At 39.2% G+C, this 13,806-nt stretch carries 12 protein-coding genes; 6 read left to right on the top strand and 6 right to left on the bottom strand.

Features of this window, described 5'->3' with window-relative positions:
• The first annotated feature begins 15 nt into the window (after positions 1–15).
• Together MKY49_RS02845 and csaB are read left to right on the top strand one after the other, a co-directional pair.
• Positions 16–1,929, top strand: a complete 1,914-nt coding sequence (locus tag MKY49_RS02845; RefSeq protein WP_341385564.1) for a DUF5693 family protein — start codon at positions 16–18, stop codon at positions 1,927–1,929.
• On the top strand, positions 1,929–3,008 hold the full coding sequence (gene csaB, locus MKY49_RS02840) for a polysaccharide pyruvyl transferase CsaB (protein WP_341385563.1): 1,080 nt from the start codon (positions 1,929–1,931) through the stop codon (positions 3,006–3,008). The genes MKY49_RS02845 and csaB overlap by 1 nt, the downstream gene beginning before the upstream one ends.
• A 40-nt stretch (positions 3,009–3,048) precedes the next feature.
• On the opposite strand, the gene MKY49_RS02835 is transcribed toward csaB, so the two are convergent.
• Positions 3,049–3,879 (bottom strand): flagellin N-terminal helical domain-containing protein, encoded by an 831-nt coding sequence (locus MKY49_RS02835; protein WP_341385562.1) that lies wholly within the window; start codon positions 3,877–3,879, stop codon positions 3,049–3,051.
• Between the two features lie 214 nt (positions 3,880–4,093).
• Positions 4,094–4,570, bottom strand: coding sequence for a transcriptional regulator (locus MKY49_RS02830; protein WP_274795582.1), 477 nt, complete (start codon positions 4,568–4,570; stop codon positions 4,094–4,096).
• A 205-nt stretch (positions 4,571–4,775) separates the two neighbouring features.
• Between MKY49_RS02830 and MKY49_RS02825 the strand changes: the two genes are divergently transcribed.
• Both MKY49_RS02825 and MKY49_RS02820 read left to right on the top strand, forming a co-directional pair.
• Positions 4,776–6,350: a hypothetical protein gene (locus MKY49_RS02825; RefSeq protein WP_312504951.1), complete on the top strand. Its 1,575-nt coding sequence runs from the start codon at positions 4,776–4,778 to the stop codon at positions 6,348–6,350.
• Positions 6,347–9,115: a DEAD/DEAH box helicase gene (locus tag MKY49_RS02820; RefSeq protein ID WP_341385561.1), complete on the top strand. Its 2,769-nt coding sequence runs from the start codon at positions 6,347–6,349 to the stop codon at positions 9,113–9,115. Before MKY49_RS02825 ends, MKY49_RS02820 begins: the two co-directional genes overlap by 4 nt.
• Positions 9,116–9,360: 245 nt before the next feature.
• On the opposite strand, the gene MKY49_RS02815 is transcribed toward MKY49_RS02820, so the two are convergent.
• Positions 9,361–9,759: a single-stranded DNA-binding protein gene (locus MKY49_RS02815; RefSeq protein ID WP_274795579.1), complete on the bottom strand. Its 399-nt coding sequence runs from the start codon at positions 9,757–9,759 to the stop codon at positions 9,361–9,363.
• A 298-nt stretch (positions 9,760–10,057) separates the two neighbouring features.
• Here MKY49_RS02815 and MKY49_RS02810 point away from each other — a divergent pair, with 298 nt between their 5' ends.
• Both MKY49_RS02810 and MKY49_RS02805 read left to right on the top strand, forming a co-directional pair.
• Complete coding sequence (locus MKY49_RS02810) at positions 10,058–10,483, top strand: YwpF family protein (protein ID WP_274795578.1); 426 nt, start codon at positions 10,058–10,060, stop codon at positions 10,481–10,483.
• An 82-nt stretch (positions 10,484–10,565) separates the two neighbouring features.
• Positions 10,566–11,537 (top strand): nuclease-related domain-containing protein, encoded by a 972-nt coding sequence (locus MKY49_RS02805; RefSeq protein ID WP_341385560.1) that lies wholly within the window; start codon positions 10,566–10,568, stop codon positions 11,535–11,537.
• Between the two features lie 706 nt (positions 11,538–12,243).
• On the opposite strand, the gene MKY49_RS02800 is transcribed toward MKY49_RS02805, so the two are convergent.
• The 3 genes from MKY49_RS02800 to fabZ all read right to left on the bottom strand — a co-directional run bounded on the left by MKY49_RS02800 (position 12,244) and on the right by fabZ (position 13,762).
• Complete coding sequence (locus MKY49_RS02800) at positions 12,244–12,672, bottom strand: hypothetical protein (RefSeq protein WP_274795576.1); 429 nt, start codon at positions 12,670–12,672, stop codon at positions 12,244–12,246.
• A gap of 108 nt (positions 12,673–12,780) precedes the next feature.
• Positions 12,781–13,164, bottom strand: coding sequence for a hypothetical protein (locus tag MKY49_RS02795; protein WP_274795575.1), 384 nt, complete (start codon positions 13,162–13,164; stop codon positions 12,781–12,783).
• Positions 13,165–13,318: 154 nt separating this feature from the next.
• Positions 13,319–13,762, bottom strand: a complete 444-nt coding sequence (gene fabZ, locus MKY49_RS02790) for a 3-hydroxyacyl-ACP dehydratase FabZ (protein ID WP_274795574.1) — start codon at positions 13,760–13,762, stop codon at positions 13,319–13,321.
• Positions 13,763–13,806 lie beyond the last annotated feature (44 nt).

Here is a 13,806-nt window from a genome sequence, read left to right as displayed (position 1 = left end):
AGAGGTAGGACACTTATGTCGAAACAGAAATGGCTTTGGGGAATCATTGTTCTTTTACTCGTCGTTTCCTCTACAGGTATTATGATGAGGTGGAATGCTGAGCAATCAAATGATGCTTATGAAATTGTCATTCCTTATGATGAAATACAAACCGCAGATAAAAATAGCGATTTAACAATGGATGAGATTCTTTCCTCTTTAAAGAAGGCTGGACTTAATACAGTAAGTCTAGAGCCTTTAACATTAAAGGAAATGGAAAAACAAAATTTAATTACAATTTATGAAGAAAACGAATTAGCAGCACAATTATTGTTTACACCTTATAAAGATGCTGTTGATATTGCAAAGAGTGGCTACTATATTCGAGTGCCTGACAATGAAAGCTACCGAAAGCTTATCATGGATAGCATGGAACCAGAAGAAGTGCAAATCGGAGATGAAGCTTTTTATTTCCTTCCAACTTCGAACCATAACTTTGATTTAAAAACACCAATTGGCTACGATCAGCCCGCTATTGACATGATTAGTAAGCATGGACTAGCTCATATCTTTAAAGTAGAAAATGCAGATAATGAAGTTGCTAACAAAAAGTTAGTTGATCAATTACTAGCCTTAAAGGAAACTTCTGCTGGCCGCTTGCTTGGCCAAGGTGACGAAGCAATTGGCTTTGGACAAGAAAAAGGCAATCAATTAGTTGAAAAATTAAGTGATGCTGGCTATTACTTCTATACAATTGAAAGTAACCCACTTAAAGGCGAGAGTAAAATCGCCCAAATGACCGATTATGATATGATTCGTTTGCACAGTATCAACGTCAACAAAGAGACAAAATTAAAGTTAAATGCAAGTATCGACCGCACAACGCGAGCTGTCAAAGAGCGTAATATTCGCTCGATTTTCTATCATATTAAAACATCTGGCAATGCCAAAGAAAATGTAGAAGAAACAATTGACTACTTAAATGGTGTTCATGACGCCATGCCAGATCATTTCCAACCTGGCGAGCCAAAGCTGTTTGATAAAGTAGCTGTACCAGCATGGGTTACTGCTGCCGTATTATTAGCAGGAATTTTATTTACCTTTATCGTTTCAGAATTAGTTAAATGGATGTCTCTACGTATAGCGGCAGCTGGATTTATGACGGTTTTAGCCATTGCATACTTTATCCTGAAAGGTACCCTATTCTTACAAGCATTTGCACTCATTATTGCAGTCCTAGCACCTACCTATGCCGTCATTAAATCGGCACAAGGTTCTACGAAAATGTCTAAAATACTTGTGCAATACTTGAAGGCAGTAGCGATTAGCCTTATCGGAATTGTCATTGTTATTGGCTTATTAAATGGTAATGCCTTTATGACAGGCTTTGCTACGTTCAAAGGCGTGAAGCTCGTTTATCTGATTCCAATTATGGGCGTCTTACTATTTACATTAATTGAAATCAACCGATTAGCTGATCAAAACATTAAAAAATCGTTATCTAATACCGTAACATTGTTAAATAAAGAATTAAAATATTGGCATGTGCTACTACTAATTGTCGTGGCTGGTATCGGATTATTTTACATTAGCAGAACAGGTAACTCTGGCTCTGTTAGTGATTTAGAATTAGCATTTAGACAATGGTTAGAAAATACATTATACGTACGACCAAGAACGAAGGAATTCTTAATTGGTTTCCCATTCTTTGTATTAGCGTTATATGTAATGGGCATCAACCGCAAATGGGGTAGCATCCTACTTGTACCAGGTGTCATTGGATTCTTATCTATTGTGAATACTTTTACACACTTACACATTCCTGTAGCTGTTTCAGTATTACGTACTTTATACAGCGTATCTCTTGGCTTTGTAATTGGATTAGTATTTATCTTTATCTTTAAAATTGGTTATCGTTGGGTTTCTAAGGCAATCGCGAGGTGGTCATAATGCACGTTGTTTTATCTGGCTATTATGGATTTGATAATGTCGGTGATGATGCTATTCTGCTGTCCATTATCCAATCTTTAAAGAAATGGCAGAGTGATATTGAGATCACAGTATTATCGAATAACCCAGCAGCTACTGAGCAAACATACGATGTCAAAGCCGTTAATCGTTGGAAGATGAAAGAAATTCGCCAACTGCTGAAAACGGCGGATGGACTTATTAGCGGCGGCGGTAGTCTTATGCAGGATCAGACAGGAATGAAAACCATTCCTTACTATGCAGGTGTTATTCAAATCGCCAAATGGTTGAAGAAGCCAGTATTTGTTTACGCCCAAGGTATGGGGCCGATCAATCACCCACTAAGTAAATTCATTGTTCGTAAAGTCTTTAATAAGGTCGAGCAAATTACAGTAAGAGATAAAGCCTCTCAAGCGCTTTTAACTGAGATTGGTGTGCGCAAAGAGACAACGATTGTACCAGATCCTGTTATGGGGCTTAATGGTAGTGACTTTCGTTGTGATTGGCTAGAAAAGGTTGCCTTAGCACCTAAAAGCTATATCGCTGTCAGTGTTCGTGACTGGCCATCAACAGTAGCGTACAAAGAAAAAATTGCTCACAGCCTAGACGAATTAGCGCGTCAAGGTGAGCAAATTGTCTTCTTACCGATGCATGGTGAGCATGATTTTGTAACTTCACAGGAAGTAGCAGGGCTGATGAAAGAAACGAGTATAACTGCTCCTGCTGAATTATCGATTGAGGAGAAAATTGCCGTGATTGGACAATCCCAATTATTAATTGGAATGCGTCTACATTCTTTAATTTTCTCTGCCATTTACGCGACACCTTTTATTGCGGTTTCATACGATCCAAAAATCGATGCATTTGCTGACATTGTCGGCCAACCCGTTGTTGGACATGTTGAAGTAGATAATTGGAATGGTGTAACATTATTTGAACAAGCTGTCTCAATCCTTGAATCTTATACAACGGTTCAAGAAAACATGCGTCAGGCCGTTCTACCTTTACAAACTGAAGCAACAGCAACCGCTAAATTAGCACTCGAAGCTTTTGCAAAATAAACATTAAAAAATGATGAATTTCAAAAGTAATTGAAATTCATCATTTTTTTCCGACTACTAATAATTTTAAAATGGATTGTGCTTGTTGCATATGCATGGCTAAAACATATTGACTTGCCTGCATTAAAATCTGGGCCTTAACCATATTCATCATCTCTTTCGCAATATCTGCATCCCGAATCCGGGACTCGGCTGCTTGTAAATTCTCTGCGGTGTTAACATTAGCATTGTAGGCATGCTCCAAACGGTTTTGGTAAGCACCTAAACGAGATCGTTCAGTGGAAACGCGCTTTAAAGCATCATCCATGGAAGAAATAGCTTGATCCGCTTCCTCACGAGTAGCAATCGAAACATCCTTCAAGCCAAGTGCTTCCGACCCCATCCCATTGATAAATAGCTCAATATGCTGACCAGCATTAGCCCCTGCCTGAATTTTAATGCCATCTTTTTCATGATCTCCATTCAGTAATGTCTTCGTATTAAACTCTGTATCCGTAGAAACACGCTGAATTTCCTTCTTTAATTCTTGAAATTCCAAATCTAGCTGTTGACGATCTTCATCCGTTAGCGTATCATTTGCCGCCTCCACTGCTAGCTCGCGCATACGCTGAATCATCGCATGAGTTTCATTCAATGCCCCCTCTGCTGTCTGCACAAGAGAAATGCCATCCTGTATATTTTTAGCCGCCATATTCAAGCCTCGAATTTGAGCTCGCATCTTCTCAGAAATCGCCAATCCTGCTGGATCATCCGCCGCACTATTAATTCGATAGCCTGAAGAAATACGTAGCATCGCCTTACTCATCGCTCCATAATGCCGATTCATATTATTGAGGATCGACATCCCTGTAGCTGACCACTTCCCAAGCATGATATCACCACCTTATTGTCATTTATATCGGTTTATCCTTTATACTATTAATCAATTAGTTGGTAATTGTTTCTAATATTTTAATTATTTTTTACAATTTATAGTTGTACGTCCATAGATACAACACTCCGCTAGTTAGAGCGCAATTATATAATGAGAAATAAAAGCACCTGCTTCTCTTTTATGAAAAGTGGGTGCTTACTGGCGGTTCCATCTATTCAATTTTGAACCCTCCAAGTTGATGGTTCTTTTGCTGTAGTAGTTCGAAAAAGAGTGCTTTATCATTTTCTAATAATGCTTGATCGATTAAATGATCGTAATTTTTCTCCTCTAGCTCTGCGATAAGCTGATCAATCTCGCCAACCGTTACCGTAGACACCATTGGGATCTGTTGCTTCGGCGTAGCGCTTTCAAGTATTGGTGCTAGGTGTTCATGAACATTGGTAATGAGCAGTAGTTGATACAGTGGTAATCTGATAAAACGATTTCCTTTTTGGAACACAAATACCTCAGATAAATTTTCAATTTGCTGTGTCTTCATGTTGATAATCATCTCTTTACCTTCTATGGGAATGAAATGGAAAATCTCATTCTCTTTTAAAATAGAGAAATATTGATAAGCAAATACGAGACGTAATTTGTCTCCAGTAATTTTTGTATAAAACGGCTTCATGTATTGAACTTGCATCATCCTTCATCCCTCCCTAGTTATCTGATTATTCAGATTTTAACACAAATCAAAAGCCTTGTTAACTATCTTTCTTTCCTTTTTTTCTTTCTGATCATTCAGCTTATCATTACTGCATTTTAATCGTATAATGGAAGGACAGTCTTTTTTTCCTTTTTTACAACTCACAATGTTAAACATAGCCATACATGATGAAAGGAGTGAGGTTATGGCATTGTCTATCTCGCAATTAGCTAAGGAACATCAAGCATTTGTGCTGACTAAATTAAAAGAAGCTGAACAAGCGTTACATCCTTCCTCTACGGAAGATGAAGAACTAGTGCGTCGTGCTGTCTTTTCTGTAAGAAATAAATCCATTGTTTTTGAACGTTTTAATGGAGCAAGTTCTATATTATATGCAAGTGTTCAGGATGTCAGACCCGCTTCTGTTGAAATTGATTTTTCCAAAGAAGAGCTATATTGTAGCTGTCCACAAACCAAATGGTGCCGACATCAGGTTGGTGCACTACTCGCTCTCTACCAATATTTTGATTCCGTTCAAAATTGGTCGGGGGCTTGGCGCGCTCAAAAATCTGTTCAGTTAAAATCTTTAGCTGATGAACGTAGCCCTCAAAGCTGGGCTACAATGGTCGATGAGGTAATGAAGCGCTTATTACCACCTGGCAGAGTATTAGAAGGCTACGGTCTCTCTGCGGTTAGAACAGATGCATTAGAGCGTCTGCGTCGACATATGCCCTTTGAGCGTGAATGGCAGCCCCTTTATAAGCTCTTTATGGAGTTGGCCATTTTTAATACAATATGGCGACATTTAAATGAAACACCTGGACATTCGTTAGATACACCTTATATGAAGTACTTTATCGAGCAAAGTACCCAATCATTTGAGAGCATCCTCACAGAGCTCACGAATCGATCTCGACTTTTTGCGACGGACCCATTTTATGATGGCATTCAATTGCTCATAAGAGAATTTTTATTAGAACGACAAGGGCTGTTCGCCAATCGACTTCGTCTATACATGCTGCTTTGGGCAGTGCTTTTTTATGAGAAGCCTCGACGTGAACAGGAATTAGATTATTTAAATAATCTTGAAAACCCGTCTGCTGAAATCTCTTTGCAATCATTAAGGCTATTATTTTATGTGCTTTTACAAAAAGAGGAGTTACTACTCGAAAGTTTGGCACAAATTTCTTTACCGCAAATGCAGGATTTATTTGAACTGGCTACTTTTGCTCAACGTGCGGGCGAATCTAATTCATTAGCAGTCATTTTGCGATCAATGCTCCCATTGACAGGAACGTTTCTACAGGATGTCGTACCTGTTGTTCAGCGAGCACAATACGTAAGGCAGTTTCAACTTTTGTTCGATGATATTCAGCTGACTGACGAAGAAGAAGCAACGCTATACAGTGCCTTTGGTGTATATGGGCTTCAGCCGTTCTCAAACTTTCTAATAAAAAAAGGTCGTTACCGCGAGTGGGCTGCTCTCCATCAATTAAACCCTTCGTCCTTATCTTACTTAGAAATGTGTGGATTAAAGGATGTATTACAAATTGAACCTGCTACTGTTTTACCTTTATATCATGTCTATGCAATGGCCGAAATTGCACAGAAATCTCGTATGAATTATAAGCAGGCTGTGCGTATTTGGAAAAGTATGCGGAGTGCTGCAAAACGAGCTGGCAAAACGGCTTATTTTGAAACATACATGCAAACGATTCGTGCAGAATATAAACGACTACGTGCGTTACAAGAAGAAATTGAGAAAGGAAACTTAGTATGATGACAACAAATGCTCCTTCCCCTTTTTCCAAAACACAACAGCTCCGTATTGATGTAGCTCGGGAAGGATATTTTACGTTGCAGGGTTTTACTGCAAATGGTTCAACAATCGACGTAGATACATTAATTTCTTCGCTATTCTTTACTTATGAAGCAAATATCTATGGTTTATTAACAAATCGAGCTGATTTTACGATTGAAGTTTCTACTGCTGAGTTACTTGATATTTTTTCATCAAGCTTCCAGCATCCCTTTATCAGTTGGCTAGGTGCAAATGAAGAAAGTCAAGCTTGGCTAGAGAAGGTATTGGCTTTACAGGAATACTGGCATGAGCCATCACTTTGGTCATACGCTGTCATTGCAGAAGATTTTTCTTCACTAACCTTTCCTATTGAGGACATGGATACAGCTTTATTAGAAACAGCCGTCCAGCAAAAGCTTGCTCAAGTTGGGTTAATAATAGCTGATTTACCAAAGCTACTACCCTTTTTCTTGCGTGGTGGATGGCCATTAGATCAGGCGCGTCAAGCTGGCGGAATTTCCGTTTCTTTACGCTTAAGTGAACCCGAGGAGGATTCCGATGTTTGGTTATTAGAAACAGTCCTAAGCACTGCAACAACCAAAAACTACTGGACCCCTGCTATTCGTAAGCAATTCTTACCTATAGAGGATGCACTTCCTGCAAAATGGCGAATGTTTGCAACTGAAATTCAGCAGCAACAACAGCAAATAGCAGATTTACTTTCTAACGATGATATCAGCAGTGATACTTTTATACGGGTGACCCTAGAAGATCCAGAAGTGCGATTATTTTTACGTGAAGACCTCGCTAGATTACAGGCACTTGGTTTCGATGTTGTCCTACCTGCCTGGTTAAAGGACCTAAAGCAATCCAAAATACGTGTCCGTGTAGCAACTAGCAATGTCTCAACGAAAAAAGTGGCTGGATTAGATGATATTTTAACATTTAAATGGCAATTCTCTATGAACGGTCAAACAATTTCTGCTGAGCAATTTAAAAAGCTAGTAGATGAGAAACGTGAATTTATTCGCATTGGTACTGAATGGTTCCGAGTTGACGCCCATTGGATGCAAGAAATGCGTGCATTAATGCAGCAGGCAGAAGATGAAAGTTGGACTGTACGAGAATTGTTATTTAGAGAATTGCCAGAGGACTTGACTACACCTCTTGAAGAGGAAGATGCTGATGATGCCATGAGAGACGATCCTATCTTCGCCTTGGAAATACAACAATCATTAAAAGCGTATATGGAACAGCTTTTGGAGAAGAAAGGTTTGCCCGCTGTACCGATTCCATCTTCTTTACAAACCGAATTACGCCCCTATCAACTAGAAGGCTTTGAATGGTTAGTCTTTATGCGCCAACAAGGTTTTGGGGCGTGTCTAGCAGATGATATGGGTCTTGGTAAAACGGTCCAATTAATTACCTACTTACTTCATATTTATGAGGAAGCAGATGATTACAAAAAGCCGTCCATTATTATTTGTCCAACATCCGTGCTTGGTAACTGGCAAAAAGAGCTCGCCCGATTTGCACCTTCCCTAAATGTGCATACGCATTATCAGACCAATCGAGCAAAGGATGAAGATTTTACACAATTAGTGGCAATAGAAAAGCCACATGTTATTTTATCAACCTATGGTACGGTGTCACAGGATACTGAGTTTTTACAAAATATTGATTGGGCAACGGTTGTACTCGATGAAGCTCAAAATATAAAAAATATGCAGACATTACAATCAAAAGCCATTCGTAAGTTACTCGGAGACCATCACATTGCTTTAACTGGAACACCTGTAGAAAACCGTTTATCTGAGCTATGGGCTATATTTGACTTTATTCATAAGGGTTATTTAGGTAGCTTTGGTCGCTTCAATGAGGAATTTATTTTGCCTATTGAACGAGATGAATCTGAATCTCATAAGCAAAAGCTACGAGCTAAAATTCAGCCATTCTTATTACGACGTACAAAACGCGATCCACATTTACAGCTGAACTTACCAGATAAGCTAGAAACAAACGAGTATTGCCCATTAACCGCTGAGCAAGCTTCTCTCTATGAAGGCTATATTTTAGAGACGCTTGATCAGCTAGAGCAGTTAACAGGCTTTCAGAAAAAGGGACGCGTCTTAAAGATGCTTAGTAAATTAAAGCAACTATGTAATCATCCTGCCTTATATTTAAAGGAACCTTTCGAGGATGCCGAAACAATGCTTGCACGTTCAACCAAGCTAGAACGCATTGTACAAATGGCAGCTGAAATTGTGGACAATGGGGAGCAATGTCTCATCTTTACACAATATATCGGAATGGGACAATTGCTACAGCATTGCTTAAGTGAATTAATCAATGTTGACGCACCGTTTTTAACCGGTGCCATGCCTAAGCAGCAGCGTGACCGCTTAGTGGAGGCTTTTCAGGCAGGAGATTTCCCTATATTTATTCTCTCTTTAAAAGCTGGTGGTACCGGACTAAATTTAACAGCAGCTAGTCATGTATTACATGCTGATCGTTGGTGGAATCCAGCTGTCGAAAATCAAGCGACAGACCGTGCTTATCGCATTGGGCAAACACAATTTGTGCAAGTCCATAAATTTGTAACAATCGGCACAATTGAAGAAAAAATAGACAAAATGCTTGTGCAGAAATCTGCATTATCCGAAGAACTTATTCAATCAAGCCAGTGGTTAACAGAATTGGAAGACCAAGAACTTCGTGATTTAATAACACTAGATATATACTAATTAGATGCGCCAAGAGCAAAATTGTTCTTGGCGCTCTTTTAGTGAATCTTGTTACTTCTTTTCCCTACTTACTTCATAACTCTTATTTAGTTGTATTGAAACCCCATTGCTGTGCGGTCTTCAGCAACGCTTTAATAATTTGTGTAGACATCATTCCTTTCTGTTGCTACGGTGCAAGGATATAAGGAGAATGGCGGACTCAGGTAATGATTTTTTCTCTTGCCCCGTATGTAAAGCTAAACTTGCTATGGTAATACAAAGTCTTTTAAGTTTTCCTGTCCATTCGGTGGTTGTGGCGGTATAAGAGTTGTTTCGTCACTATCCCTTTGTTTAAGCTGATAAAATCGAACATCTTCTACCACTACCTCTGTCATAAAAATCTTAGTGCTTTCTTCATTAACAAAAGACCTTGTTTGAATTCGGCCGTTTGCACCAATTAATGAGCCTTTACCGCAATATTTGACGATATGCTCTGCAAGCCTTCCCCAAGCTGTACAGAAAATAAAGTCGGCATCTACTTCTCCACGACTGTTTTTAAAGTTGCGATTAATGGCGAGTGAAAAGTGAGTCTGTACTCGATCTCCTGATAAGTAACGTAACACTGGATCTTTCGTAAACCTTCCAACCAATCCGACTTGATTCATGTATTCACCTCCTTTGCTTTTGATTGCTCTTATCTTACAAAACGATCCTAGTTATGACAAAATTTAAAATTGTTAATTTCCATAAGTTTTAAAGCATAAATTGGGTAAATTAGCATTTTTATTTTTGGTAATTTTTATTAATTTTCTAGCCGAATGCTTTAGACTGTAATGGCAAATGCTATTTCATGAAATCGACAATTTCGCAGTTTTAAAAAAAACGTAACAGGTGCGCATAACAAACAACCGTTACTTCATGTGTTATACTAAAAGAATGACAGACTTAGGAGGAATATACATAATGAAAACATTTAAAATGCTTTCCTTTGACCTTGTCACGAAAGATGGCGTGCAACCATTCCCTTTAGTCGATGGCATCATTATTAATCAGGAGAACAGCCATCAATCTTGGATACTTGAATTGTTTCTAGCTAAACAATATCGCTCAACCTTTGATGAGCTATTAGCGAATAATACTGTCTTCAATGTACGCGCGGTTATTTCATTCCCAGATAATGAACCCGCTCCTTTCCAGGTAATTGTACATACTGTTCAAGAAATCGGTGATCATGTTTCTGTCCTGTTAAAAGGTACTCTCAAAATTAAACGCTCTAAATATGCTGAACAATTGCTTTCAGAGCTCCTTGCTGAAGGTGTTTCCCTAGAAAATTTACTTGAACGTTTTACGAAAGATATGAAGCAGCGACCAAAATTAAAAAATGACTAACGATGCGAAAATTCGCATCGTTTTTTATTGGACAAGTGATTGTTATTATGTAAAATACAATTTAAAAAAGGAGGATTCTATTGTGATTATTGCAAGAAGAGTAAAACCTTTAAAGTTATTATGGCTTGAAGCTTTAATGAGGCGTCTTTTAAAGGATGATGTTGAATTTCATTATTTTCAAGAGCAATATCGACGGTTAGATGCGGGTTTTGCTGGTGAGCAAAAAGTTGATCGTGAATGGCATGAATTAATATGTCCAAATAACTTTTATGTATTAAATAATTTACATTTTATGAATGCTGCTGAGCATGGTCATCAGCTGGATACACTCTTTATATGCCCTCAATTTATGTTCGTTTTAGAGATCAAAAACATTCATGGCCGTCTTGAATTTGATCAACTCACACATCAATGCACACGTACAAAGGTAGATGGAACAGTTGAAGGCTTTCCGAATGCACTTACTCAAACTGAGCGTCATATTCGATTTTTGAAAAGTCTAATTGCAAATTACCCCCTCCCTATTGAAGGTGCCGTTGTTATAGCAAATCCTTCAGCAATCATTATCAACCCATCTAATGCTTTACCTATTTTTCATGTATCAGGTCTTCATAAACATCTTCAGTTGCTTTTCAAAAAATACCCTCAAAAAATAATAACTGAGGATCAATTGACTCAATTGGTTCAGATGCTTCTTTCCAAGCAAACAGCTCCCAGAATGCAAACATCAATTGCCCCATCGCGAATTCGACACGGTGTTTTGTGTCCAAACTGTTCCTATCAACATGCGATGTCTTTCCAGCGTGGTACATGGAAATGTTCATATTGTCATTATAGTAGTATAAAAATTTTCGCTGAAGCCTTATTAGATTATCGTTTATTAGTTAGTCATAACATTACAAACAAACAGTTAAGGACATTTTTCGGTATTCATTCTAGTGATACAGCCACACGATTACTTCGGAAATTTCAGTTTCCTTATACAGGTACCTATAGAAATCGAGTTTATCATTTACCTGAAAATTTATTGGATCATATGGAAAGGTTTTATTGATTTTAAGGGTTCTTCTGCTCAGGGAACTTTTTCTGCTTTCAGGGGATTCGCCCCTTCCGCGGGTATTCCCCCTTCTTCCGCGGGGATTCACTTCTCTTCCGCGGGTATTCACTCTCCTTCCGCGGGGATTCACTCTCCTTCCGCGGGGATTCACCCTTCTTCAGCGGGTGTTCACTTCTCTTCGCGGGTATTCACTCTCCTTCCGCGGGGATTCGCCCCTTCCGCGGGGATTCACTCTCCTTCCGCGGGGATTTTCTCTTCTTCCGCGGGTGTTCACTTCTCTTCGCGGGTATTCCTCCTTCTTCCGTGGGGATTCGCTCTCCTTCCGCGGGGATTCACTCTCCTTCCGCGGGGATTCACTTCTCTCCCGCGGGTATTCACTTCTCTTCCGCGGGTATTCCTCCTTCTTCCGTGGGGATTCGCTCTCCTTCCGCGGGGATTCACTTCTCTCCCGCGGGGATTCACTTCTCTCCCGCGGGTATTCACTTCTCTTCCGCGGGTATTCACTCTCCTTCCGCGGGTATTCACTCTCCTCCCGCGGGGATTCACTCTCCTTCCGCGGGGATTCGCTCTCCTTCCGCGGGGATTCACTCTCCTTCCGCGGGTATTCACTTCTCTTCCGCGGGTATTCACTCCGACTCCGCTCTACTCACCTAAAGTAAACGAAAAAAGAGTGTTTTCCGTTAAGGAAACACTCTTTTTTATATTATCGGTTGTTCATGCCGTCACGATACTTTTCAGTGTCGTTGACTTTATCGTCGACAACATCATTATTATTGTTGCTGTTTATGTTGTCATTACGTTCAACACCGTTTACTCCATTTGCATTTGGTGTGTTATCAAAGCCGTTTGTGCTGTTGATATCGGCGTTTGACCCTGGTGTTGTTGCTTCTGGCAATGTTGTATTATCATTGACAGTACCTCGATCAACACCATTTCCATTCACATTATTACGATCGTATGCATTGTCGTCGCGATCATTTGGAGTTAATGCATCCTCAACATCGTCTACACCACGACGAACGTCATTTTCGACGTCTCTTACAGGGTGATCTTCTACTGCATTATTTCCCCAGTTACATCCTCCAAGGAATACAGTTGCAAGGATAATGGCTAAAAATGACATTTTCCACATAGTAAAAAACCTCCTTTCTTAGGTCTATGTCATCAAATACATCGTGTGTATTTGTGATCCATCATAGATTGCCCGAGAAAGGAGGGAACTATCCGATTTTTGTACAAACTATTTTTGTTTTTCTTTTAATACTTGTTCAATGTATGCTGCCTCTGCTTTGCAGTCATAGCTATAGTTTGTGCCTAGCTCCTTTTGCAATGCTTCGATTGTTTCAATTTGCTGCTCTGTTGGTTCTTCATTTAAAATTTTGGCAATAACCTCATCGATTTTTTGTGCCATCTCTTCATGAAACTGTGCACTCATCAATGTATCAGCAGGGATTTTTTCGATCCATGCGGCATTCTCCTGGAAATAGGTTTGCCAGCTTGCAATGAAGTCTTCCATGGAAAAGCGCTCTTCATCCCAACCGATACTTGCTAAGTATGTTTCAAAAGATGTCGAAATCGAACGAGTAATGCTAATTTTAATACCTGAAGACAATTCCTTATACATCTTAATAATCCTCCTACGTTTGTAAAACCTAAAAATTACATATATCTATTTTAATTTACAATCGCTTTACTATCGCCATCGCAATTTAAGAACCTACTAATCAATTTTAGACTTGACTTTATCTATTTTATATCTTTTGGTCTACAAATGCAAATTAAGCTTGTTTAGGCTGCTCTGGTCCAATCGCAAATAAAATATCGGCTTCACATACCAGTTCTCCATCAACTGTTGCGATACCATGTCCTTTACCCATCGCACCACGAAGTTTTACGAATTCTACTTCTAGTTTAAGCTGGTCGCCAGGTACTACTTGGCGTTTGAAACGACAATTATCTACACCTGTTAGAAATGCTAATCGCCCCTTAAATTCTTCTGCATTTAATAAAGCAACTCCACCAACTTGTGCTAATGCTTCTACAATTAATACACCCGGCATCACAGGATAACCTGGGAAGTGCCCATTAAAAAAGTCTTCGTTAATCGAAACATTTTTTAACCCTACTGCACGTTTCCCTTCTTCTAATTCAACAATGCGATCTACGAATAAAAAAGGATAGCGATGCGGTAAAATAGCTTGAATTTGTTCTGCTGTTAACATGTCATTTCCCCCTCAAAATTAGTATGTATACACAAAGTAAGGTA

The organism is Lysinibacillus sp. FSL M8-0134 (assembly GCF_038069745.1).
Taxonomy (GTDB): Bacteria; Bacillota; Bacilli; order Bacillales_A; family Planococcaceae; genus Lysinibacillus; species Lysinibacillus irui.
Note: the sequence above shows the minus strand (reverse complement) of the source record. Positions and strands in the feature narration are given on the sequence as shown.